Origin of the sequence: Roseivirga sp. (genome assembly GCF_049099775.1) — a bacterium.
In the GTDB taxonomy this organism is placed as follows: Bacteria; Bacteroidota; Bacteroidia; order Cytophagales; family Cyclobacteriaceae; genus Roseivirga.
This window is the reverse complement of record NZ_JAGDZM010000002.1, coordinates 43,331-67,878: the sequence shown is the minus strand read 5'-3', so window position 1 is coordinate 67,878 and position 24,548 is coordinate 43,331. Positions and strand designations below refer to the sequence as shown.

At 40.8% G+C, this 24,548-nt stretch carries 13 protein-coding genes; 1 reads left to right on the top strand and 12 read right to left on the bottom strand.

The window, feature by feature from the left end:
• Positions 1–53: 53 nt before the first annotated feature.
• Positions 54–965 carry an ROK family protein gene (locus JXQ92_RS02565; protein WP_421985010.1) on the bottom strand — a complete coding sequence of 304 codons (912 nt, stop codon included), beginning with the start codon at positions 963–965 and terminating at the stop codon, positions 54–56.
• Between the two features lie 46 nt (positions 966–1,011).
• Here JXQ92_RS02565 and JXQ92_RS02560 point away from each other — a divergent pair, with 46 nt between their 5' ends.
• On the top strand, positions 1,012–2,181 hold the full coding sequence (locus JXQ92_RS02560; RefSeq protein WP_421985009.1) for a hypothetical protein: 1,170 nt from the start codon (positions 1,012–1,014) through the stop codon (positions 2,179–2,181).
• On the opposite strand, the gene JXQ92_RS02555 is transcribed toward JXQ92_RS02560, so the two are convergent.
• The 11 genes from JXQ92_RS02555 to JXQ92_RS02505 all read right to left on the bottom strand — a co-directional run bounded on the left by JXQ92_RS02555 (position 2,178) and on the right by JXQ92_RS02505 (position 24,548).
• Positions 2,178–3,830, bottom strand: coding sequence for a glycoside hydrolase family 13 protein (locus JXQ92_RS02555; protein WP_421985008.1), 1,653 nt, complete (start codon positions 3,828–3,830; stop codon positions 2,178–2,180). The genes JXQ92_RS02560 and JXQ92_RS02555 overlap by 4 nt on opposite strands.
• Before the next feature lie 5 nt (positions 3,831–3,835).
• The gene (locus JXQ92_RS02550) at positions 3,836–5,782 is read right to left on the bottom strand and encodes an alpha-amylase family glycosyl hydrolase (protein WP_421985007.1); all 1,947 of its coding nucleotides are present in this window, start codon (positions 5,780–5,782) and stop codon (positions 3,836–3,838) included.
• Positions 5,783–5,893: 111 nt separating this feature from the next.
• Positions 5,894–7,594, bottom strand: coding sequence for a sodium:solute symporter (locus JXQ92_RS02545; protein WP_421985006.1), 1,701 nt, complete (start codon positions 7,592–7,594; stop codon positions 5,894–5,896).
• A 173-nt stretch (positions 7,595–7,767) separates the two neighbouring features.
• A complete protein-coding gene (locus JXQ92_RS02540; protein ID WP_421985005.1) occupies positions 7,768–9,099 on the bottom strand; it encodes a vanadium-dependent haloperoxidase in 1,332 nt (443 codons plus the stop codon).
• A 267-nt stretch (positions 9,100–9,366) separates the two neighbouring features.
• Positions 9,367–10,719 carry a VOC family protein gene (locus JXQ92_RS02535; RefSeq protein WP_421985004.1) on the bottom strand — a complete coding sequence of 451 codons (1,353 nt, stop codon included), beginning with the start codon at positions 10,717–10,719 and terminating at the stop codon, positions 9,367–9,369.
• Positions 10,716–12,395, bottom strand: coding sequence for an amidase (locus JXQ92_RS02530; RefSeq protein WP_421985003.1), 1,680 nt, complete (start codon positions 12,393–12,395; stop codon positions 10,716–10,718). The genes JXQ92_RS02535 and JXQ92_RS02530 overlap by 4 nt, the downstream gene beginning before the upstream one ends.
• Positions 12,396–12,464: 69 nt before the next feature.
• On the bottom strand, positions 12,465–15,755 hold the full coding sequence (locus JXQ92_RS02525; RefSeq protein WP_421985002.1) for a VCBS repeat-containing protein: 3,291 nt from the start codon (positions 15,753–15,755) through the stop codon (positions 12,465–12,467).
• A gap of 5 nt (positions 15,756–15,760) precedes the next feature.
• Positions 15,761–19,069, bottom strand: coding sequence for a VCBS repeat-containing protein (locus tag JXQ92_RS02520; RefSeq protein WP_421985001.1), 3,309 nt, complete (start codon positions 19,067–19,069; stop codon positions 15,761–15,763).
• A gap of 14 nt (positions 19,070–19,083) precedes the next feature.
• Positions 19,084–19,668 carry a hypothetical protein gene (locus JXQ92_RS02515; protein WP_421985000.1) on the bottom strand — a complete coding sequence of 195 codons (585 nt, stop codon included), beginning with the start codon at positions 19,666–19,668 and terminating at the stop codon, positions 19,084–19,086.
• A complete protein-coding gene (locus JXQ92_RS02510; RefSeq protein ID WP_421984999.1) occupies positions 19,649–22,975 on the bottom strand; it encodes a VCBS repeat-containing protein in 3,327 nt (1,108 codons plus the stop codon). Before JXQ92_RS02510 ends, JXQ92_RS02515 begins: the two co-directional genes overlap by 20 nt.
• 82 nt (positions 22,976–23,057) lie before the next feature.
• Positions 23,058–24,548, bottom strand: a complete 1,491-nt coding sequence (locus JXQ92_RS02505) for a RagB/SusD family nutrient uptake outer membrane protein (RefSeq protein ID WP_421984998.1) — start codon at positions 24,546–24,548, stop codon at positions 23,058–23,060.

Genomic DNA, 24,548 nt, shown 5'->3' with positions numbered 1-24,548 from the left:
ATGCTAAATAAAATAGCTATTTAGTAGAATATAGAAGCTGCTGATTATGGCTGTTAAACGGTCAGGAAGGCAGCACCGAAAACCCCTGCACTATCGCCGAGCTTTGGCCGGACAATTTTAGTGTCTAATCGAGGGTTGAAAACATGTTTTTGAGCAGATTCAATGCCTTCTGTGTAGAGTTCTTCAATGTTACCTACACCACCACCGAGTACTATTACATCAGGATCTAGCAAATTGATAACGGTAGAAATACCTAGTCCAAAGAAGTGAATCAAACGATTTAGTGTTTTCACTGCGTTGGGGTCTTTTCCAGATCTAGCGTCAGGAATAATTTCCTTTAAACGTTTTCTTACCCCTGTGATTTCTTCGTAGTAATTCTCCAGGCCTGTACCAGAGATAATCTTTTCCGTACACCCAGATTTACCACAATAACAGTCGCCGCCAGAAGCATCTAAAAAGTTGTGACCCCATTCTCCACCGATCCCTTGCTTACCGTTTATAACTTGTCCGTTAACCACGACGCCACCGCCACAACCTGTGCCCATAATTACACCAAAAACCACTTTGGCTTCTGGATCAACTTCTGGAACTACACCCATTTTAGCCTCTGCCAAAGCGAAACAATTGGCATCATTAGCCATTATCACTGGAATACCTAACAGTGACTGCAAGTCCTTCTGAAAAGGCTTTTTATTAATGGATTGCGAGTTGCTATTCTTTAGTAAGCCGGTAGGAGGGTCAATAGCACCGGGAGTACCAATCCCCAGTTTTATGGGTTGTTCGCCAACAGTTTCGGCCATATCATTAATAAGACTTTGGATTCTGTTGAGCACGTGTTCGTATCCTTTATCTGACTCAGTATCAATTCTTTTTCTGACAAGAACTTCAGGGTTGTCGTGAGATTTCATCACAATTCCCTCTATTTTCGTACCGCCTAAATCAATTCCCCAAAGCTTCTCTGACATCGCCTCAATTCTTTTTATCTTTTCATAATTTATAAATAGATAAGCAATGCACAAACGGATTTATAAGATCTCGATTTTATTAGCTTTCATTATGTTCATTTATTCCTGTGGAAGTTCATCGGATGAGGCTCAGAATATTAATAGTGGAGTGATTAATTATAAAGCTGAAATTGCTGATTCTGTAGTTTTTGAGCGACTTTCTTTTGTTACTATGCAGGCCTATAATGCCAATAACCAGACGCTGCTGCTGATGGACGAGCAGAAAGGTGAAATGCTAGTCATTAATGAAGAAGGCGAGGTTAAAACAATTTTTCGCCCATTTGTGGAAGGGCCCGAGTATATAGGAGGCCAAAGTATAGGGTGGAGTTTTTATGGGAAGGATGAAATCGTTGCTTATGGGATGACCCACACGTACCGTTTTTCCTCTGAAGGCAAGCGCGAACAACGAATTGAACACCCTGTTTATGCAGGTGGCCAAACTATATTAAACTATGGGGTAAGGCGGATTATTGGCTATTCTTCAGGTGATGAGTCAGCTGTTGTTTCTTTAATGCCGCTGGCAATTGGTGGTGTTAGCCGAAACCAAGAATACCATGATGCCGGTGAGTTGGTTTTTAATCTAGATTTTAAGTCACAGTCCGCGAAGTCGGTTTTTGGAAAACCAGCGCAAAGCATTTATAGAACTGGAGGGGAATACATCGGAAACGGTTTTCCTACCATGGATTATTTAGGAGGTAGTGAGTTTGTAGTCGGCTATGAAGCGGATAAGAATATCTACATTATGGACGCCCTTACCAATACCGTCAAAACGACTTTGACTTTACCGGAGGAATATTGGCCAATAGTTGAACCCGTTTCTTTCGAAGGAAAAGAAGCTCCTGATTTACTGAAAGTTATTTCAACCGTTTATAGTCTTGGGGATCAATTCATTGCCAAATATCAAGGGCTGATACCGGAGTCTCAGTTCAAAGTACTTAGGAAAATGCCAAGATGGTATGAGTCTCCTGAGCTGAAGCAGCTAGAGGAGAAATATGTGAAATCTGAAAAATTACTATTTGATAAAAATGGCTTTAAGGGCACAATTGATTGGGATTTGGGTACTACCGATTACCGCTTTTTCGGTGATAAAAACGGCTTCATTTGGGTAAAAAGAGAATATGAGGATGAGCGCGATTACCACACATTTCTAAAGATTAGAATAGTAGAAGACAACTAGTCGTTTACCCTAAAGATTTTGGCCTCCCAAGGTCTCATCAATAAATCTTCAGTAGCATCCGAATAATTGTAAACCAGTAGTTCTAAGCCGGTAATAATGGGACTAAAATCGACTTCTTGGTCTGAAAAGTTCAGCACGATTAAGAATTCATTTGTCTCATCCCACCTTCTATAAGAATATATCTGCTCATGATTATTCTCTATCGATTCATAGTCGCCGTAAACCAAGGTTGGATTGTCTTTTCTAAACTGAACCATTTTACGATAGAAATTCAATACTGATTGGGTATTCCTTTCCTGGTCTTCAACATTAATATCAGAGAAGTTAGGGTTGAGATTAATCCATGGCGTTTCGTCAGAAAAACCAGCGTTTTTACCATCGGTCCAATGCATTGGAGTTCTGGCATTATCCCTACCCATTTTGTGCACGTTGTGAATGTAATCTTTTGGGTTTTTAGCCTCAGATTCGAGCGATTTGAAATAGTTAAGCGTTTCGATGTCTCTGTAATCAGAAGGATCATTAAAAGCCACGTTAGTCATCCCTAATTCGTCTCCTTGATAGATATATGGGGTTCCCCTCATAGAAAGGAGCATGGAGGCCAGCAGTTTTGCCGCATGAATTCTATACGTTTTATCAGTAGCGAACCGTGATACCATTCTTGGGAAATCGTGGTTACCTAAAAAGATACTTCCCCAGCCTTTACCGGCTAACTTTTCATCCCACTGGTTGAAAACATTCTTAAATTCAACAAGTGAAAAAGGTATAGGATCGAACTTTCCACCCTCGCCCATGTCCATAAACATGTGGTCGAAGTGGAAAACCATGTTCAGTTCATCCCGATCTTCACCTACATAATCTAAGCCATGATCGAGCGTAATACCGGGCCCCTCGCCAACGGTCATGATGTCGTATTTAGAAAGTACTTCCTTATTTAAATTGCGTAGGAATTCATGTACTCTAGGTCCATTTGCATATTGCTTGGCAATGGTTTCTTCGAATACTGGTGAAACCATGTTATGGTATTCAGGCCGCTTAGAAATGAGTGAAATTACATCCATTCTAAAGCCGTCTACTCCCTTATCAAACCAATACTTCACGATGTCATTGACTTCGGTCTGTACTTTCGGGTTTTCCCAATTAAGGTCAGGTTGTTTAGTTGTAAAAAGATGTAAGTAATATTCTTTCGTTTTTTCGTCGTATTGCCATGCCGATCCACCAAAAAATGCCTCCCAATCATTCGGAGGGCCTCCGTTTTTACCCGGTTTCCAGATGTAATAATCGCGATATGGGTTTTCTTTCGAAGCTTTTGAAGCTTCAAACCATGCATGTTCATCTGAGCTATGGTTCACTACTAAATCCATAATAAGCTTCATACCGCGTTCATGAACACCATCGAGTAAGCGATCAAAATCAGCCATAGAACCGAACGCTTCCATAATGTTTCGGTAGTCAGAAATATCATAGCCATTATCGTCGTTTGGCGATTTGTAAACAGGGCAAAGCCATATGACATCAATTCCGAGAGAAGCGATGTAATCTAACTTTTCAATGATACCCGGTATATCACCGATGCCATCATTGTTAGAATCATTGTAGCTTCTTGGGTAAATTTGATATACGACGCTTTCCTTCCACCAGGCTTTTTTCATGGAGTTTATTTATTTGTTAACCAATAGAATTGATATGGTTTTAGCATAAGTTTTCCTTCCACCGTTTTTACAGATTTCCCGGTAATACGATCAACCATTTTGAAAGGATTTACTCCGGTCTGAGGAAAAACTAAATGAGGATATATTTCTTGATCGGAGTCTTTAAAATTAGCGACTACAAAAGTGCATTTTGATTCGTATTTCCGCTCGAAAGCAAAAACATGGTCGTTAGATACTTCTATCAGTTGCGTATTGTTGTGGTCTGCAAATTCTTCTACTATTTTTCGCACTTCCATCATCTTTTTGAGGGACTGAAATACCTTGAATTCAACCGATCTTTTTAATCTTCTCTTTTCGGCGCGTGACCAGTCCATTTTCGGTCGATGCATCCAGCGATTATCATCACTTTTTGAATCATCTTTCAGGAAAGAATAATCATTAAGCGTGGCAATTTCATCTCCCGAGTAAATCACTGGAATTCCACCATATGAAAGGATAATAGCATGCATCAGGTTAATCCGATCCGTCGCTCGGCTAATACCAAGCTTATTGCCTTCTTCAATGGCTAACTCTAAGCCTGATAAAGAAGCCATGGTGCCTGATATGCGGGCATCTCCCGTTTTAGGATTGTACATAAAGGGCAAACCTTTCGCGAAAGAACCATGAAAATCTCCTGTTAAAAACTTCGTTAAGAATTGCCGATGGGCATGCGGATCAAAACCTGATTCCTGAATGTGCCTGTCTTCGAAGCCCATTCCAATGTCGTCATGACAACGGGCATAATTAATCCATGTAGTACCGTTAGGTTTTTCAGGATTATCACGCAAGCTCGATTTCATTACTCTGGTGCTTCTAGTCGCAACGGAGTTCCAAAGCAAAGCCATTAGCGTAGCATTATACGCCATATCATGCTCATTACTCCAGACCTTCGATTCCCCAAAATATTTAACAATCTCATTCGGTGCCACAATTGCTTCTGCCAAGAAGGCGACTCCCGGAGCAGCTACTTGTGCACAAAGCTTAAAGAGTTGATGAATGATGTGTGCCTGTGGCAGGTTTTGACATGCAGTGCCAATTTGTTTCCAAACAAAAGCGACTGCATCCATTCGGAATACGTCTACGCCCATATTGGCCAAGTGCAGAATTACGTCGAGCATTTCTACTAATACATGTGGGTTTGTATAGTTCAAATCCCACTGATAAGTATTAAAAACGGTCATTACCCACTGTTGCATTTCCTCATCAAAGGTGAAGTTACCAGGTGCACTTTCTGGAAATACTTCGGGCATCGATCGTTCATACATATAGGGTGTAGAGCGGTCTTCAAAAGTGTGATAATAGTCTTGATACTGCCTGTCGCCAGCTTTGGCTTTCTTGGCCCACTCATGTTCGTCTGAAGTATGATTAACGACTAAGTCGAGCATCAAGAGCATGCCACGATCTTTCAGTGTTTTGGCAGTCGTTTTGAAGTCGGAATTGTTACCGAAACGCCGATCAATCTTACGATAGTTGCTAACTGCATAGCCACCATCGTTTTTTGATTTTGGGCTTTCGAGTAAAGGCATAAGGTGAAGAAAATTCACCCCTAGCTCTTCGAAGTAATCTATTTTCTCTGAAAGTCCTTTTAGATCTTTATTGAAACGATCGACATAGAGCATCATGCCATTGATTTCCTGGCTTCGAAACCAAGCAGGGTTTGATTCCCTTTCTAAATCTGATTTTTTTAAATGAACAGGCCTTTTTAAGTAGCCTTGAACTAAAGTGTTGCTCAGTTTTTCGAATGCTGCGATAGATTCGGGGTGCTGACCATAAAGTTGATGAAATCGTTCGTAGATATCGCTGAATAAAGCAATGTATCTGCGTTCAAAATCTTCGATGGATTTTTTGCCTGCGTCTTTTCGAATTTTAGGAAGCAGCTGTTTGAGCAAGAGGTGTGCGGTGGGATGGTACATTTTACGAGTCTCAGCAGTTAATTCTTTATTGAGAATGGTTTAAAATACGCGCTATGAATTGAAAAATCCTCGATCAACGTGAGCCGATCGAGGATTCGTTTCTACACAAATTTAAATAAACGAAATAACTATTATCGCTGTCAAAATCAGCAATAACACTGAAAGTATTCTGTAGTTTTTATACCATGGTAAGCCAACCAATTCTTTGGTTTCATCACGATAGATTTGTTTGCTCCAAATCATCCCTTCTAGTTTTTCATCAGTCGGCGCTGGGCTAAACGAACTGACCACAACATTAATAATCAATGCGATGACGAATAGTACTGGAACAATGTATAGGAAGTGAACTCCTGTCGCGTCTGTGCTAATTCCACCATAGGTACTGAAACAGTAAGCGATCCATACGAGAACAAGGCCATAAGAAAGCACTAGGCTCCAGAAACCACCATTGGCGTTTGATCTTCTACTAAATAAGCCCATTACAAATGCGGCCACAATTGGAGGTGAAATAAAGCCTAGAATCTGTTGCAGATATGTCCATAATGAACGGAAGGTTTCAATCATTGGTGCCCATGCGGCGGCTAGAATCACTAACACAACGGTGGCAATTTGTCCGGCTCTAACAAGTCCTTTAGAGCTAATACCAGGCTTAAGTTTCTGAACGAAATCCATCGTAATTAATGTTGATGCAGAGTTCAAGGTGGCGGAAATACTTGAAGACATGGCAGCCAGTAGGCCTGCTATCACTAAGCCTAAAATCCCCGTAGGTAGTAAAGAGTAAATCAGTACTGGGTAGGTCATATTAGGACAATCGGCTAAGGCACCACAGGTTTCGAATCCATCTCCTACAGGTATCTGATAGTTCAGGAAGCTAATGTCAGTATCAGAGAAAAGAAGAATGGCTAAAACACCTGGTATTACCATGATGAATAGTACTGGCAGTTTCAATAGTCCTGCAAAGATGGCGCCCCAACGACCGTGATTTAAGTCTTTCGCAGAAAGCACACGCTGTACCATAAATTGGTTGTTTGCCCAGAAGTAAAAACCTAAGAGTGGCACACCTAATAGCAAGCCAGGCCAAGGCATGGCTTCATCCGAGGCTGGCCGTATGAGACTCAGCACTTCCCCCGCATCTTTATCTATACCACCAGACTCTTTTAACGCATTTAGTCCATCAATCATGGCTCTCCACCCGCCAACTTCACTAAAGGCAAAGTAGGTAACGAGAATTGATCCAAAAATGAGAAGCACGGCTTGAATAACCTCAGTATGCACCACTGAAGACAGGCCTCCGGGTATGGTATAGGCTGCTGCTGCAAAGGCTAGTAAGGCAATGATGACCCATGAAGGAGTTCCTGGGAAAATAATTTTTAGAATAAGATTTCCTGCATAAAGTCCAGAGGCAGTATCTATAATAACATTACCTACAATGGTAATTCCAGAGAATAAATATCGTGTTCGTGTGTCATACCGTCGCTCCAAGAATTCGGGCATGGTATATACCTTTGATTTTAGATAAAACGGAAGAAAGAAGATAGCAAAGATGACTAACACTACGGCGGCCATCCACTCGTAGTTATAAACCGCTACATCAGTATTGAAGGCATCAGAAGTAAGCCCGATAAGGGTATTGCTACCGATGTTTGCTGCGAAGAGAGAAATACCAACGATTGGCCAAGCCATGTTTCTGCCCGCCAAAAAATAATCCTCAGAACTTTCCTGCTTTCCCTTTCGGATACCGTACCAAACGATACCAACAAGGTAAACCACGATAATGCCTATATCGATAGGCTGAAGTCCAATAGTTTCCATTTGCTCTTGTTAAGGTTGAAGTAGGACTTTTATGCAATCGATTGCAAAAAGACGTACTTATAAGTATACGCTATTGGGAGCGGAAATCATAGTTTTAGGACAGTAAAGGCCGAATTTGGGTATAAAAAAAGCCGGCAATAATTTGCCGGCTTTTTAAAAAATTTGAATTATTCTTAGTCTTCGTTTTGGGCAATATTCTCGTTTTGAAGCGATATTTTGTCGATTACATATTTTCCGAGCGCCTTACCTTGCGTTACACCATTGGCAATTGCAGGCATGTAATGAATTCCACCGTACATTCTACTAATGGCTGCTTCTTCAGAAGCATCGATAAAGGAGGTAAATGATCTTATTGGAAGGCCATATTTTACTTCAGTGTCATCGTCAAAAGCGAATTCGTTCCCAAAAATTGAGCTTAAAGCAATTGCTGCTGCATTTGAAATTACCGAATGGCCACTTGTGTATTCCGGGAAAGGAGGAGTTTGTAATAGCGGCAACCATTCTTCATCGATGTGCTTATTAATAAGCGTTTCAGGTCTGATTAGGTTACTTCTAAATTTTTCGTCCCAGCAACTAATAAAACCATCGGCTAAAGCTATTGAAGTTAAGGCATAGGCCGAAGCAGTTTTCATTGGGTCAGTTGCTTCTTTTTGGCAAGCGATTTTCACGATGCCAATCCAATGCCCACCAGGTGTAATCTTCTTTGTTGCAGCCATCACATGGCCTGTTACATTCATTACATATGGATTACAATCCCAAAAAGAGGCAATTTCTTTTTCTTCATCCGATAGGTTATTCCCAACGGTATAAACCTCCATTACTTCTTTATAAAAAGGACTTCCTTCGTTCATATCGAATGGAGTGGGGCGTTCGGGAACGAATTGTGTGGCAGAGTCAATCACGAAAGGTCTAATTCTTGACCAACTTGGTTCAATCGCTTCCATATAACCCGGAGGTGTTGGCTGCCATCTTGTTGGGTCGTCAGTCACCGTGAATTTTGGAAATGTACGCGTCTGCTTGTACATGTCTCCATCGGCCCATGCTAGAATGTGTTCTGCTACCTGATCTCCATAGGCCAAAGAAGCATTGAAATATGATTTGTTTACCCCTTTCTTTAATTCTTTAAAAAGCTCAGCTTTGTAAGTGTCCATTTTATCTTCAGAGAAAATAAAGTTCGTTCCTAGTTTTAAGAAGGCTTCAAGGGCAGCTAGCTGGTAACTCACTTCTTCGGTTGGCTCTGGAATTGCTTCGAAATCCGTTAACTGACCTGCAAGTGATTTATAAGCAGGGTCTACTTTCGCCATGATTTCGTACATGCCGATACTTGGGTAAGCATAAATTCGACTTGCGACTGGAGGCGAAAATATATCATGTACAATCACTTCTGAAAGTTTTTCCATTGACTCATGGTAGATATCCGATGATATCGTGATTTCTTTTTCACCTGAATCGCAGGCGCTAAAGAGTATTATGGTCAACGTGAGTAATAAGCAGTGCTTCTTCATCTATTCCAACATTTCTAATTCTTCCGCAAATTTTGCCGTTCTTAAGTTCAATCGCAAACTATTGGGGTATCATTTTTTATGATAGACCTTGATATTGAGGCTCTTCAATTGCCTGATATGGGCTATAAATAGCGCGTTATTAGTTTTAGGCCTTTTTAATTATCTGACTTATGGCCAAAGGAATTCGTCGGGGGCTAGTATTGAATGTGAATTCCCCTAAAATTTTAACCTTTTATAGCAGCAAGTACAACCAATTACTTAGTTGGTTTATTCTTCTCTAAATAACTTCATAAGCTCAGTATTATCTGGGTGCTGATTGAACTTATCGAATTCATAGTAATAACCACCTAAATCGAAACCAACGAAGGCCTTATATCGCCCATCGGGTTCTTCTTCAAAAGCATTATCTCTTAATTTGAAGGGCTTCTTGTTATTTACATATTCATACCAGCCATCTAGATTTTCCAGTATAAATGAAACTGTCACGGCTTTTTCTTCAGAGAATTTGTGCATGCCTCGTCTTTCGTCAACAAGGCCGATAAATCCTGAATCTGTGACGCGATATATCTTAGTCCAACCTTGGTCAGCCACCAATTCAAAGCCCATTACATTTTCAGAGAAGTCTTGCATTGCTAAAACGTCTTGATAGTAGAGCCATGTGATAGCTCCATGGAAATTCAATGTTTTTCCGTCATAGTTTACAGTTGTTTCTGTGGGCTCGTTTTGCTCTAAATAAGGGACAAAAGCTTCGTTCTCTTTATGTTGTTTGAAAAGTTCAAATTCCAAGAGATAACCTTCTGGGTCTATCGCTACAAAACCGTCGTGAGGGCCACCAGTTTTTGGCTTGTAAGTATACTTAATCTCGACATTTTTCTCCTGCAGGTAGGCATACCATTCTGGTAACTGATCGGTAAGTAGGGCCAATGCTACCGTTTTGGGTTCGTCAGCACTATGCATTCCTTTTGCTGCATCAACAAGCACTAATAGCGCTTCGTCTGTTATTTTTAAAATGCTGGCATTGTCATATGTCGTGAGTAACTCAAGGCCAAGGGTTTCAGTATAAAAAGCCGTTGCTTTCGGAAGGTCTTTGTAGTAAAGGAAAACATTGGTCGCTTGAATGTTAAAGTCATCTAAGGTTCTGTAAGCTGTATTCTCTGCGATGAGTTTATTTATTTTTCTTGGTGTATAGCTAAGCAAGCGTCCAAATCGTCGGGCAATTTCGTGTTGCTCAGCTTCATCGTATGCGTTCTCTTTGATTAACTCTAATTGATCTTTTTTAATTTGATCGTAGGCGTATTTGGTATTGCCTTGAAAGAGCAAAAGCACTTCTTTTCCTGCAGCAATGTCCTCAGGGAAAAGGGCAGTTTTTATCAAATCAGATTCTCTAGCTACTGAAACGCCATGTTTGGCAGCGGCTTCTTTGGCCAACGGATAGAATCTTTCCATTTCCGCGGGAGTCATAGTGCTGCTAAGCGCTAAGTCTTTCACACCTGCATTCACTAATTCTGAAAATGCAGCTACTACGCCTAGTTCATGTTCAATATTATCGGGTGTTGCACAACTGAAAACTAAGCAGGCTGAAAGTAGGAGTGCGGCGAGTGATTTTGTTCTACTAATCATTGATTTGATTTTGAGAAAAGTGGAGGATGTTTTTCGTCGAATTCTGTTTCTGCTTGGTATGCTTTGGCCAATGCTAGAATACTGCCTTCATCGTACAAGTTACCGATAAAGGTCATGCTGGTTGGTCTACTGCGTTTGTCGAAACCAGTGGGAATACTCACCACTGGGTGACCTGTTAGGTTGGTAATAAATAGTTGTCTGCCTCTGAAGGATGGGGCTATAATAACATCGTAATTTTTAAAGAGCTCATGAATATCATCCATCAACTGTCGCCTTTGTCTATTGGCTTGAAGGTACTCTACTGCCGGAATAAAGCGAGACTGTCTGAGGGAATTAGCTCGAGATCCGTAATTCTGCTCTACCATTTTATCAACCTCTTGAGAAAACACGAGTTCATCGAAAAAGGCACCGGCTTCGGCCCTAAGAATAATGTCAAATACATTGAAGGGGTAGTTTTTTGGAAGTGAAATGGCCGTTGGGTTCACTCCTAGTTCTTTTAAGACTGCTAATCCTTTGATAAGGTTTTTACCCATTGAGGAAGTAGAATCTGCATCAATATCATCTTTAAGGTAGGCTACTTTTAGTTCGCTTGGGGCTTTTTTCACCTGATGAAATGCTACATCATTTGTTGTGGGGTCAAGTTCGTCTTTGCCATAAATAGCGTCGAATACTATTTCGCAATCTTCTGCCGATCGGCACATTGGACCTATTTTATCCATAGACCAACTTAGGCTCATGGTGCCATTTCTACTCACTCTACCATACGTAGGTCTTAAGCCTGTTATTCCATTTCTTGTGGATGGCGACGTTATAGAACCCAAGGTTTCTGTGCCTAATGAAAAGGCTACTAAACCTGCCGCTGTGGCCGACCCTGGCCCGGCTGACGATCCGCTCGCGCCTTGTTTTAAGTCCCATGGGTTTTTGGTTTTCCCACCGAACCAAACATCGCCTCTGGCTAACGATCCTGAGACTAGTTTGGCAATGAGAACGGCTCCTTTTTCTTCTAGCATCTTTACAACTGTGGCTGTATAATCAATCATTTGGTTCTTATAAGGAGCAGCACCCCAAGTGGTTGGGTAGCCTTCAACGGCCATTAGGTCTTTTACGCCGTAGGGTATGCCGTGGAGTAGTCCTTTGTAATTGCCACTTTGAATGTCGTTATCGGCTTGCCTGGCTTGCTTTAAGGCAAGTGCTTTGGTCACGGTGATTACGCTGAATAGTTGACTATCGTATTTTTCTATTCTGTCTAAATAGATTTGAGTGAGCCTTTCTGAGGTTAGTTTTTTGGAACGAAGTAAACCTGCTAGTTCAGGGATATTCAAGAAAGCAATTTCTTCGTCTGTAGCTGGTAGTGGTGTTCCTGAGGGAATGTCCCATGTATTATTTGGCGTTTTTACTTCTGGGAACTCGAAGCCTGCTGGGTGTGGATCGAAAGTAAGTGCGGGGAAGGTTTCATTGTCGATAGGGTACTTTCGCATCGAATCATAACCGGCTTTGTTCCGACCAATATATCGATGCATATCGCCTATATATTGATCTTCAATTTCTAGTCCGATAAGTTTTTGACTACTCTGAACATCTTTTTTAGTAAAGTTTAAATCTGAACTTTTGCAGGCTGACAGCAGCACGAGAAGCAAAATGATAAGGACGGAGGGAATCGATATTGTTATTTTCATTCTACCTCCAATATACTCATTGCCTGTGAATCTTAGCGCCGAAAGTATACCAATGGGTCGATGCGGATTTTACTGCTTTTTGAATAGTACTGGGGAGTTGTTATTTCTTAGGCCTAAATAGTTCTGCTGCCCATTGATCGTAATTTTTCTTGCAGATCGGAATTCTCCCCAATTTTCCATTGCATTTAAATGGCTGTCTTTTTTAGCCTTGAACTCACCTTTTCCGTCGCCTAGTAAAAGCGTAATTGGCTTGGCATCGGCTCGGCCATAGTCGTTTCTGTAGGTATAGTTATTTCCATAGAGGATTAAGTCCATAGTACCGTCTCCGTCCAAATCATCCACGACAATACTCATCACAGGGCTGTACTGAGCTTCTTGTGGTAGGGCAAATTCTTCAAAATTTCCATTGCCTTTATTGATCAATACTTTGGATTGGAAGGTGGAGGCTTCTTTAATCAATGTGTTTTCATTCAGTTTTTCACCAAATAGTTCTTCTGGGCCATTCAGTTGGGAATAATCCTCATAATCGGCATGAAGCTTTTTAATAGCTGCCATTTGCTTCACTAGGTCGTCGCGCGTAGCATAAGGAGATTCAATTCCATTTTGATAGTGAAAAACAAAAGGGTCTGTTTGACCATTGTCATCAAAATCATTGAGGTAAAGCCTTACAGGTTCCTTTGCAGTTGCTTTCAGCTTGGTGTTAGTTCCTAAATTTCCAACCACTATGTCTGGTTTACCATCTTGGTTGAGATCAGCAATTTTTAGACTATACCACCACCCTTTATTGTTCTTCAAACCTTCGTTTTCTACTGGTTGAAACGTTCCTTTACCATCATTTTGATAAAGCTGAATAGCCGTCCATTCTCCTGCTACTATTAAATCTTGATCTCCATCACTGTCATAATCAATCCAGCTAGCAGCGTTTAGCATTCCCATTGTGTTTGCATTAGGAATTCTTTGGTTAATCTGATCTTGAAAACGGCCTTTGCCATCGTTTATAAGCAGGTATTGTTTTGGATTTACACCGTAAGCCCCCGATACAATATTTGACCCAACAAATACATCGAGATCACCATCCTGATCGATGTCTTGTATTGCTAATGTTTTTCCTTGAGCGCCAATCTGTGGAAGTGCTCTTGGTGAAAAACGGAAATTGCCTTGGCCATCATTTAGGTAAAGTCTGTCGTAGGAAAAGAGCTGACCTTCTGGAAATTCATTACCGCCAGTGCTGATGTAAAGGTCCTGATCACCGTCATTGTCGGCGTCGAAAAACTCGGCGGCAATATCTTCGGCTCTAGCCAATTGATTAAAAACGGGAGAGTCTTTTGATAAAAACGTTCCATTTTCACTTTGCAGCCACAGTTCGCCAGCTTGCTCTTTTGCTCCTCCAAAATATACATCGTCCAAACCATCATTATTTACATCGGCAACGGCTACTGCGGGGCCTTCATGGTTGTAATTTCTCGGCATTAAATATTCTCGATCAAAATCATTGAAATCATCCTCTTTATGAGTAAAAGTGAAAGGGAGTGGTTGGCTTTCAAGTAATTGAAAATTGGCTGCTGCGCTTGATTCATTCGGAATTGCTGCGTTTTTATAATCTACTGTAAGGGTTTCATTCACCTGCTGGTTTGTCAAAACTTCCCTTTTTCCATCAGGCCATCTCACTTCAATTCTATCAATTGTGGTGTTTTTACCCAATCCAAAATGAAGTTCTGGGGCGATAGATGACTGAAACCCTCGGGTATTAAAATTTTCCCTACTTAATATTTGTGCTCCAATGGTTACGGATACTTTTGTTCCTATTCCAAAAGGATTTTGTTTAGGCCCATTGAATCGAATTTTCAGGTGGTTGCTGGTGGCGTTGGTTAAGTTTTCATAAATGAAAGCCTCCTGCCGTACATTATTCACGATCAGTTCTAAGTCACCATCGTTGTCCAAATCGGCATAGGTCGATCCATTTGAATAGGAGGGTTGGTCCAGTCCCCAATCGGCAGCTTTATTTTCAATATTGAAGTTGCCATGGTTTTGGCCTGTATAATTCGAAATTTTAAGGGTAGGTAAGGTCTCAATGAGAAATTCTTCTAGTTCATCTTGACTTTTCTGCCTGATCTCGTTGGCACTTGATTGATAGTTTAAATAATCGAGGTCATTGGGTCTTTTGTAGATGCCATTGGTAATGTGGATGTCTTGGTAGCCATCATTATCCATATCGAAGATTAATGGAGACCAACTCCAGTCCGATGCAAATGAATTTGTAAATAGGCTTAGGTCTGAAAATTGCCCATTGCCTAAATTGTGTTGCAGGGTGTTTCGTACGTATTGATGCCCATAACCAAAGCCAAGCTTAATTTTATATACCTCTGATTTATCTTCAACTACCGATTTTTTCCATATGGTAGGGTCTGCTGGAAGCATATCAGTTGTGATAATTTCTCCCAGACCATCATTGTTCAGGTCTGCTATTTCATTTCCCATTGAAAAACGACTGGTGTGCTGAATTCTACGCTCAAGTTCTTCTGTAAATGTGCCGTTTTGATTGTTGATGTAGAGGTAGTCGTTTTCGGTAAAGTCATTGGATACGTAGATATCTGGCCAAGCGTCGTTATTAATGTCGCTTATGGCAACTCCGAGGCCGAAGCCTATGATACTGGAGTAGATTCCTGCTTTTTCAGTTACATCAATAAATTTTTGGGTTCCTGAATTGGCTTGGTTCTCGAATAACTTATCTCCTTGTTCACTGGGTTTATTTCTAGAATTGGCCTCTGTAAAGACTTCGGGGTTTTTGATGGAGTGGTTGAGGAGGTACATATCAAGATCTCCATCTAAATCGTAATCAAAGAAGGTTGCTTGTGTTGAAAAACCGACAAAGTCTAGTCCGTAGGCTTCAGCAGATTCAGTGAAGGTGCCATCGTGATTGTTTATAAATAACTCGTTCTTTCCTTGGGCAAGTTTATAGTCTCCTACTTGTGAAACGTAAATGTCTAAGTAACCGTCGCCATTTACGTCTGCCATGGTAACACCGGTGGACCAAGTGCCATTTCCTGCTACTCCTGCTTGATCGGTGATGTCTTCAAATGTCAAATTACCTTTATTGAGGTAAAGTTTGTTTGGCTTTTGGTTGGCCGTGAAATAAAGATCGATTAGACCATCATTGTTAATGTCTCCAGCAGAAACACCTCCTCCGTTGTAGAAATATAGATATTCGAGAATATTGAAGTCTTTTGATGAGGTGACTTCATTTTGGAAACTTATCCCAGTGCTTTCAGCAGGTAATAATTGAAATACAGCGGGTGCATTGCTATTATCAGCACAGCCGAAAGTTAAAATTAAACACAGGAATATGAGGTGCTTTTTCATTGGGCCTAGAACTTAAAGGCCTTCACTGGTTCGTTGTTCATGGCAATAAGCAGGACGCGTTCTCCATTTAACATCTGAACTTTGAAATCTCTGACTTCTCCTTGAATTGACAAGCCAGTATCCTTTTTGCTCATCGCTTTAAAACCACCTTTTCCATCGCCAATTAATAGCACGCCGTAGTTGGCGTCATACTTACCGACTTGAGGTTTTACGCGATGCAAGTTGCCTCCAAGGAGTATATCTAAGTTACCATCTTCATTAAAGTCAAATGTACTTATGGCATAGCTCGGTGAAAGTTGTGCTTCAACTGGAAGTGTTTTTACTTCGAAAGTGCCATCGCCATTATTTATCATAACGGATGTAGCTAATGAATACACTTCGGATACCTCTGCCTTTTCTAACTGTGCTGGGGTAAAAATATCTGTAATGGATTGGTCTTTAAAGGCCTCATATTTCAAGTACTTTTTCTTGATGGCAGGTACTTGCATTTGTAGCTCATGCTTGAGCGTATATGGCATATCTTTTCCATCGATTGTACGTGTGAAAATTTGCTCAGCACTGCCATTTTGATCAAAGTCATTTACAAAGAGCTTGATGGGTTTTTCTTTTGATGCTCTGAAGCGGGAGTTCAAACCATGATTGGCCAGTATATAATCATCATCACCATCATTGTCTATATCGGCAGTTTCTACTTTGTTGTACCATCCTTTGTGGTTTATCAAGTTGCTGTTTGCTGATATATCTTTAAACGTCCCGTTGTTATTTTGTAAAACAGTTGGGTTCATCCATTCTCCAACGATGACTAAATCATTGTCACCATCTTGGTCAAAATCACTCCAAGTAGCATCGGTAACCATACCCAAATTGTCAAGCATTGAGGCGATGTCTTTCGTGGCATTTTCGAAGCCACCACGTTTGTTGTTTATGTAGATAAAGCTTGGGGCGGAAACACCATAAAGAAATGGTCTTAAGCGTGAACCCACGAAAAGATCCATATAGCCATCGCCATTGATGTCTTGCGGCGCAATTACCGCAGTACTCCAAATATTAGCCGAAAGAATAGGGTCAGTTTTAGACTTGAAATTACCTTGGCCATCATTAATATATAGCCTGTCGATAAGTTGAAGAGCGCCTACGCCAAATTCGTTACCTCCACTGGCAACTATTAAGTCTTGGTCGCCATCGTTGTCCATATCAAAGAAAGCAGCATCTACATCTTCTGAAAGTTTGTGTTGCTCAAATTCGGGCTGAACCATTTTCTGATACTTACCCGCTTTTGTCTGTTTGTATACGGCTCCAGTTTGTCCTTTTGCTCCACCAATGTAGACATCTTCAAGTCCATCGCCATTTACATCTCCTGCGGCAAATTTTGGCCCTTCGTTGGAGAGCATGTGGTAGGTTAATCGGTCTCTGTCAAAATCAATAAACTGACTTTCTTCATGGGTAAAATCAAGAAGTTCATCGGCATTTATGGCTGTAAAAACGGAGGCATCATTTTCAGCTGCGATGCTTTTCGACGTTGATGCATCTTCCCAGTTTAGTTTGAGGGTTTGATTGGTAGGCTCGTTCTTTAAAACCGTTTCCTGACCATCAGGCCATGTTACGGTAATTAGATCGACGCTTTTTAGGTCTCCTAAGCCAACATTTGGTCGTGGATCAACAGTAGATTGAAAGCCTCGAATAGGAACTTGTTCGATATAAAACTGTTGGCCTTCACTTTGAATATTGATCTTGGTACCGATGGCAAAAGTGTTTTTATCTTTTCCTTTTAATTCGAATTTGAGATAGCGGTTGTGATCCGCTTTATCGGAAGTTTGATTCCGAAAGATATTGGAAGTGGCATTTACGTTGTTCACGACTAAATCCAGATCTCCGTCGTTATCTAAATCTCCAAAAGCGGAACCGTTTGAATGGACGGGTTCGCCAAGGCCCCAGTCCGCTGCCTTATTCTCAAATTTTAGGTTACCTAAGTTCTTGTAGGCGTAATTCGGAATCGGTGTGACAGGAATTGGTGCTATCAGTGTTTCATAATCAACTCCTTCTTGTCTTATGGCTTGGGCTTTTGTGTTATTATCCGCTGCAAAGTTCAAGTAATCTAAGTCTGTAATGTCTTGGTAGATGCCATTAGCGACAAATAGGTCTTTGTTGCCATCATTATCCATATCAAAAAATAGTGCCCCCCAACTCCAATCTGTGGCTTCAACACCAGCTAGTCTGCCTATTTCTGTATAGGTGCCATCGCCGTTGTTCATGTGCAGCATGTTACGGATAAACTGATGATGATATCCGTTTTGCACACCGTAATCGTAGCGGTCCCAGCTTTCAAAAGTCGTCACCTGCTTTAGTCGTTCGTCTTTTTCTGGAAGCATATCAGTTACGAAAATGTCTGACTTGCCATCGTTGTTTATGTCAGCCATATCGGCGCCCATAGAGGCTTGACTAATAGAACGCATGCTCTTTTCTAGTACTTCGTCGAAAGTGCCATCACCATTATTTATGTAGAGATAGTCGCGCTCAAAAAAGTCATTAGAAATAAAGATATCGAGCCAGTTATCGTCATTTACGTCACCAACGGTTACTCCAAGACCAAAACCAATGACACTTCCATATATTCCCGCTTCTTGACTTACATCGGTAAATTTTCCGTCATCATTACGGTAGAGTTTATCTCCTCCTACTTCATCGCGAACCGGGCGTATGTTTTTCCGAAGGTTGAAGCTTTTTATAGCGGTATATGAATTGTTCAGTAGGTAAACATCTAAATCACCGTCCTGATCGTAATCGAAAAATGCGGCGTGGGTTGAGAAGCCTCTATCGGCTAAACCATAAGCTTCGGCTTGCTCTGAGAATGTGCCATCTCCATTATTAATGAAAAGCTCGTTTTGTTTGTTGTCGCCGCTAATATCTCCTGAATTACAAACGTAAATGTCTAAGAAGCCATCTCCGTTTATGTCGGCCATACTTACACCAGTGCTCCAGGCACGATCGCCCTGTACTCCGGCTTTTTCGCTGATGTCTTCGAATTTGAAGTCGCCTAGGTTTTTATAGAGCTTGTTTTTTACCAAGTTACCGGTAAAGTAAACGTCACTCAGTCCATCATTATCAATATCGCCAATGGCAACGCCGCCGCCATTATAGAAGTTTCGGTAAGTGTAAATGTTGAATTTTTCGTCGAAGGGAAGTTCATTCGTGAAAGAAACTCCAGATACTTCGGGTGTTACTTTATTAAAAACCTGATCATTTTCTTTTGGTGAGGAGCATCCGAAAGTAAACGCTAAAAGGCCTGTTAGTATGGTTGATTTCAATAGTCTCATTGGTCGAATTCCCTTTATGACTTCTCTTCCTTTTTAGCGTCGAGTTCTAAGAGATCGGTAATTACGACGGAAACTTCCGATATGCTTTTACGGAAAACTCTTATTCTTCTGTTCCCATCTACTTTAACCCAAACTGTTTTCGTTCCTTCTTCATTAACCATTTTTATGAAGCTTCCTCCATACCATTCTAATAATGTAGCTTTTACTTCTTCAAGAAGGTTTTCAATTTTTAAATCTTCATTCCAAAGCGCCCACTCGGCGTATTGGAAATCTATAGGCATTTCAACGATTTTACCATCTTGGAATTTTGGGTAAAAGAACATCAGCGTTTTATTCTCAAAATAATCGCTGGCATCATATTTTATCTGATTTCCTACACCATTGGTTAATACGCCTTGCTTATTTAGCTCCCAACAATGGCCAAAAAATGATTTTGAATCCATTTGCAGACTCATGCCTAGAAAAAGGCTGTCTTGCCTAATGTTAGTGGCTAGTTCACTATCTACTAGTCTTTGGTATTCTGATTTCTGCTTGCAAGATGAGTAAGCAAAAGTGAAAAACAGAAATATGATTATCGTGTTAATTAACCCCTTCTTCATTCTTAATTTTTTTGTAGCCAATACTTTCTGCATTGTTTCTGACAAATAAATAAATCTCTTGTCCGCCCAGAATAATCTTTTTGATTTGACGTGTGTCGTCTTTAACCAAAATGCCTGACTCAGATGGCTTTAGAGGCGTAAATTGCCCTTTGCCATTATTAAGTAAAGTTAAGCCATATGAAGCATTATTGATACCTATTTCAGGCTTCATTCTGGTTTGATTTCCGGCAATTAGAAGATCAATCGCCCCATCGTCGTTAAAATCGGTTGGCAGGATGGCATAAACTTGTGAAAACTGTGCTTCTATCGGCAATTCACCTTTTTTGAAGCTTCCGTCCTCAAATTGAAAGAAAATAGATGTTTCAAGTTCTCTTGCATTGCTAACTACTGATTTTGAGAGTACTTCGGTTTCGAAAATGTCTGTGATCGTCTGATCTTTATAGCTCTCGTGTTTCACATATTTCTTTCTTAGGCTAGGGAGCTGTTTCACAAGGTCGGGCAACAAAACGATTGGGTAGTCTTTCTCGCCTTCAAATTGCGTGATGATTTGCTCAACTGATCCATTCTGATCAAAATCATTTACATACATGGTCAGCGGATGGTCTTTATCTGCTTTTAACCTGCTATTAGCGCCATGATTTCCTGCGATAATATCAAGCCTTCCGTCTTGGTTTATGTCGGCCAAGGCTACACTGTGCCATAGACCTTCTGTAAATGGAATTTCTTGTTTTGTAAACTCACTGTTTTCGTTTAGAAAGACCACAATAGGCATCCATTCGCCTACGGCGATAATGTCTTCATCTCCGTCACCATCAATATCAATTACTTGGGCTCCGGTGATCATTCCAAGGTTAGAAAAGGCTTTAACGGCGGAAGTTTTTACTTCGGTAAACAGATTGTTTTTATTCTCATATAGGTGAAGACTACCTGGGATTCCATACGCAAAAGGTGTACTCCTTGTGCCTGAAATAAGGTCTAAGTCTCCATCTTGATCGAAGTCAATGGGTTTTAGAAAGCTTGAGCTTTCGCTGACCGCTGGAAACTTGGTCCAAGGAAGTCTTTTGAAATTTCCTGATCCATTATTGATATAAATTCGATCTTGAAAAGCTGGGGCGTTTGCGCCATATTCATAACCTCCACTAGCGACAAGCAGGTCTAGGTCATTATCCCCGTCTATATCTACAAAAGTGGCATCAGTATCTTCAAATAATGGATTTCCTTCGAAGGCGTGTGTCGAACCTAGAGCTCCGCTTTTTCCTTGACGGTAAAGTATTCCGTCAAAACCTTTTGAGCCTCCTAAGTAAATGTCTTCTAGTCCATCTCCATTAACGTCTCCAACCGCAGCGGCTGGGCCTTCATTAGAACTCATTTGGAATAAGAGCCGATCTCGGTCAAAGTCTGAGAATTGATTTTCAGTATGGACGAGGGTATTCTCTAAATCGACTTTTTGAAATAACGGATTGGCTGAGGGTATCTGGTTTTCGGAGCTGTTTGAAGTCTTACTTTTTGAAATTTTGAGCTTCTGGTTGATCGCTACATCTGTTAAAATTGACTTTGTGTCATCTGGCCAAGTGATTTCAATTTCATCGATAGAATTGTTCTTGCCTAGCCCAAAATGTAGCATGTGGTCCATTGAAGACATATAGCCTTTCACTGGGTGATATTCTTTTGTTTGTTTTAGTATTCCAGCTTTTACTTTTATGCGTGTTCCGAACATTTTAGAGGCTTCGCTTTCTTCGAAAACAACTTCTATATAGTTATTACCATTTTTTTCGCTGCTCTGATTCTGGTAGAGTATTGCAGGACTATTGATGTTGTTGACTACAAGGTCTAAGTCGCCATCATTGTCTAAGTCGCCATAAGCGGCGCCATTCGAGAATACTTTGTCATCAAGACCACTTTCTAAGGCCACATCTTGGAAGTCGAAATCTCCCATGTTTTTAAAGAGGTGGTTTTCTAATGGAACGGAAGGAATGGCGTCGATGAGTTTAGTGACGATTAAACTGTCTTCACGATACTGTTCATAAGCCAGCGTATTATTAGCGTAAAAATTAATATAATCTTGGTCAGTTAAGTCTTTGAAGACTCCATTTGCAACGAAAATATCTGACTTTCCGTCATTGTCGAAATCGAAAAGCAGTGCCCCCCAACTCCAATCTGTTGCATGAACACCTTTCAGGCGCCCTACTTCACTGAATACAACTTCTTGAGGGTTATTGGGGTTTGGTCCCATGTTTTGTTGTAGCGTATTTCTTGTAAACTGATGATGATATCCGCTGCCTAAATTGGCTTGATACTTATCCCAACTCTCGAAAAGTGTTTTAGTCTTTACCCTTTCATTTGATCGAGGAAGCATTTCTGTGACATATATCTCAGGGAAACCATCTTCGTTTAAGTCTGCAATATCTGCTCCCATGGAACCCATACTGGTTTCTGAAATCATTTCCTCTAATACTTCATTGAAGGTGCCGTTTTGGTTATTCAGGTAGAGATAATCACGTTCAAAAAAGTCGTTTGATACAAATATGTCGGGCCAATTGTCTTGATTAATATCTGCTATTGTAACGCCTAGGCCAAAACCAATGGCGCTTCCATAAATTCCTGCTTCTTCACTTACGTCCGTAAAATGATCGCCATCATTTCTATAAAGTTTATTACCGCCATTAGGATCTCTTCTATCTCTTTGGTCTTTTCGGAGATCATATCCTCCTACTGACCTTGTGCTATTATTGAGCAAATAAAAATCTAAATCTCCATCTCTGTCATAATCGAAAAATGCAGAATGGATTGATAGCCCAATTTCATCTACACCATAAGACTTGGCCATATCGGTGAACGTGAGATCACCATTATTTATAAAAAGCTGATTGTAACGTTTTTCTCCTCCAAGTGGGCCGGACTTACAGACGAATATGTCAAGGAAACCATCGCCATTAACATCTGCCATAGAGACACCTGATGACCAAATATCCGGGCAGTCCACACCAGCTGTTACAGATATATCTTCAAACTCCATATTGCCTTTATTGAGGTAGAGTTTGTTGTCTACTAAGTTTCCTGAAAAGTAGATGTCTGAGAGGCCATCATTGTTGATATCACCAATGGCTACACCGGCGCCATTGTAAAAGTTTTTATAGGTGTATGCGTTTAGCTTTTCAGTATAATCCAACCTGTTTTCAAAGGATATTCCTGAAGCTGCGGGGCTCACTTTGGAGAATAGTTTTTTGCTATTTTCTTCACTGTCACAGCTGCTTGTGAGTGTGATTACTAAGAGTAAAAGGAATAAAGACTTGAGCCTTTGAAACATGAGGTAAAGATGCTAAAAAAAGGACAAAAAAAGAGCCTCGATTTCTCGAGGCCCTTTCAATGATTATGTAAAGTATTACTAATTAATAACCTGGGTTTTGAACCAAATCCGCGTTCGCATCAATTTGCGTTTGTGGAATTGGGAAAATGTTTCTAAAAGGATCAGAAGCTGGTTTTTCCCACCAAGCACCGTTGTAAGCACCGAACCTGATCATGTCAGATCTTCTGTGCCCTTCAGCAAACATTTCTCTTCCTCTTTCTGCAAGAAGAATTTCATCAGTTAAAGCAGTTAACGGATCGATACCCGCTCTTGATCTTACTTGATTCACATAAGTTAATGCGCCAGCAGTGTTACCCGCTCTGTGCATTACTTCAGCTTTCATTAAAAGAACATCGGCATATCTGAATATCGGGAAGTCATTACTTAAGTTTGGAGTAGCTCCAATTCTGTACTCAAATTTCGCAACTCTAACACCGGCTTGTCTCAAAGAGTTTGGCGCTAATTCGTTGATTTCTGGAGTAAAGTTAAGTCCTGGTCCATCAGGGTCAGCACCTTCTGCGTTATCGTCAGTTAAAGGTGTACCGTCACTAGCAAACTGAGGTCCTGCAAGGAATCCGTTTCTACGCGCATCAGTTGCATCGTAAGCGTTATAGAACTCTTCTAAAGAAGCGTATCCATTCCACGGTGAATCCTGTAGATCAAACGTTGCTTGTGTCTGGTAATGACCAGTCATTTGAGCGATGTTAAATCCACCTGCATTGTTCTCATCATAAGGTAAAGTCAAGATGTTTTCACTTGAACCTTCATTGTTTGTTGAGAAGTTAGAGAAGAAGTTATTCTCTAAGCTGAATACACCACCATTGATTACAAGATCAATTTGAGTTTCAGCGTCAGTATATCTGGCAGTACCAGTGTATACTTCAGCATTTAAATAAAGCTTAGCTAATAATGTTCTTGCAGACCACTGATTCAAAGTAGTTTTTGTGTTATCAGTAGAGAGCTCGCTGATGTTATCTAGAATAGAACTTTCAATGAACGCAAATACGTCAGCTCTAGATCTAGTTGGAGGCGTAGGATCAGAATCAGTTTCGATAATGATCGGTACGTTACCGTAAGCATCGATTAACCACCAGTAGATTAGTGCTCTTAACACCTTAAGTTCTGCAACTAGTGCAGTCACATTCGGGTTTTGCTGAATCAAAAGGTTGATATCACCTACTGCAGTATAGCAATAGTTCCAGCCGTTGTTAATTGCTTCCTCAGTAGCCACATATTCGTGTCTGTGAGTTCTAAGCCACTGTCCACCATCTTCCCAGTCAGCACCTTTATGTGCGATAACCAATTCGTCAGATGCTACTTCGTGCATTGACCATAGTGAGTTGTGACCTCCCCATGTACCAATAATCCTCTGATAAGCAGATGCTTTAAGTACATCGATCAACGCTGGATCAGTACTTTGTGCAAGCTCTTCTGGCGTAATACCATCGAAGATTTCCTGCTCAGGTTCCTCACAAGCAGATACTATAAATAGCATCGCTAAAAGGAAGACTGTCGTTTTAGTATATTTTATCAT

Bases quoted from the DNA above. Each gene is read 5' to 3' on its own strand.
- JXQ92_RS02535 (WP_421985004.1), bottom strand. From the start codon at position 10,719: ATGATTAGTAGAACAAAATCACTCGCCGCACTCCTACTTTCAGCCTGC.
- JXQ92_RS02510 (WP_421984999.1), bottom strand. From the start codon at position 22,975: ATGTTTCAAAGGCTCAAGTCTTTATTCCTTTTACTCTTAGTAATCACA.
- JXQ92_RS02505 (WP_421984998.1), bottom strand. From the start codon at position 24,548: ATGATAAAATATACTAAAACGACAGTCTTCCTTTTAGCGATGCTATTT.
- JXQ92_RS02550 (WP_421985007.1), bottom strand. From the start codon at position 5,782: ATGTACCATCCCACCGCACACCTCTTGCTCAAACAGCTGCTTCCTAAA.
- JXQ92_RS02545 (WP_421985006.1), bottom strand. From the start codon at position 7,594: ATGGAAACTATTGGACTTCAGCCTATCGATATAGGCATTATCGTGGTT.
- JXQ92_RS02560 (WP_421985009.1), top strand. From the start codon at position 1,012: ATGCACAAACGGATTTATAAGATCTCGATTTTATTAGCTTTCATTATG.
- JXQ92_RS02555 (WP_421985008.1), bottom strand. From the start codon at position 3,830: ATGAAAAAAGCCTGGTGGAAGGAAAGCGTCGTATATCAAATTTACCCA.
- JXQ92_RS02540 (WP_421985005.1), bottom strand. From the start codon at position 9,099: ATGAAGAAGCACTGCTTATTACTCACGTTGACCATAATACTCTTTAGC.
- JXQ92_RS02530 (WP_421985003.1), bottom strand. From the start codon at position 12,395: ATGAAAATAACAATATCGATTCCCTCCGTCCTTATCATTTTGCTTCTC.
- JXQ92_RS02520 (WP_421985001.1), bottom strand. From the start codon at position 19,069: ATGAGACTATTGAAATCAACCATACTAACAGGCCTTTTAGCGTTTACT.
- JXQ92_RS02565 (WP_421985010.1), bottom strand. From the start codon at position 965: ATGTCAGAGAAGCTTTGGGGAATTGATTTAGGCGGTACGAAAATAGAG.
- JXQ92_RS02515 (WP_421985000.1), bottom strand. From the start codon at position 19,668: ATGAAGAAGGGGTTAATTAACACGATAATCATATTTCTGTTTTTCACT.
- JXQ92_RS02525 (WP_421985002.1), bottom strand. From the start codon at position 15,755: ATGAAAAAGCACCTCATATTCCTGTGTTTAATTTTAACTTTCGGCTGT.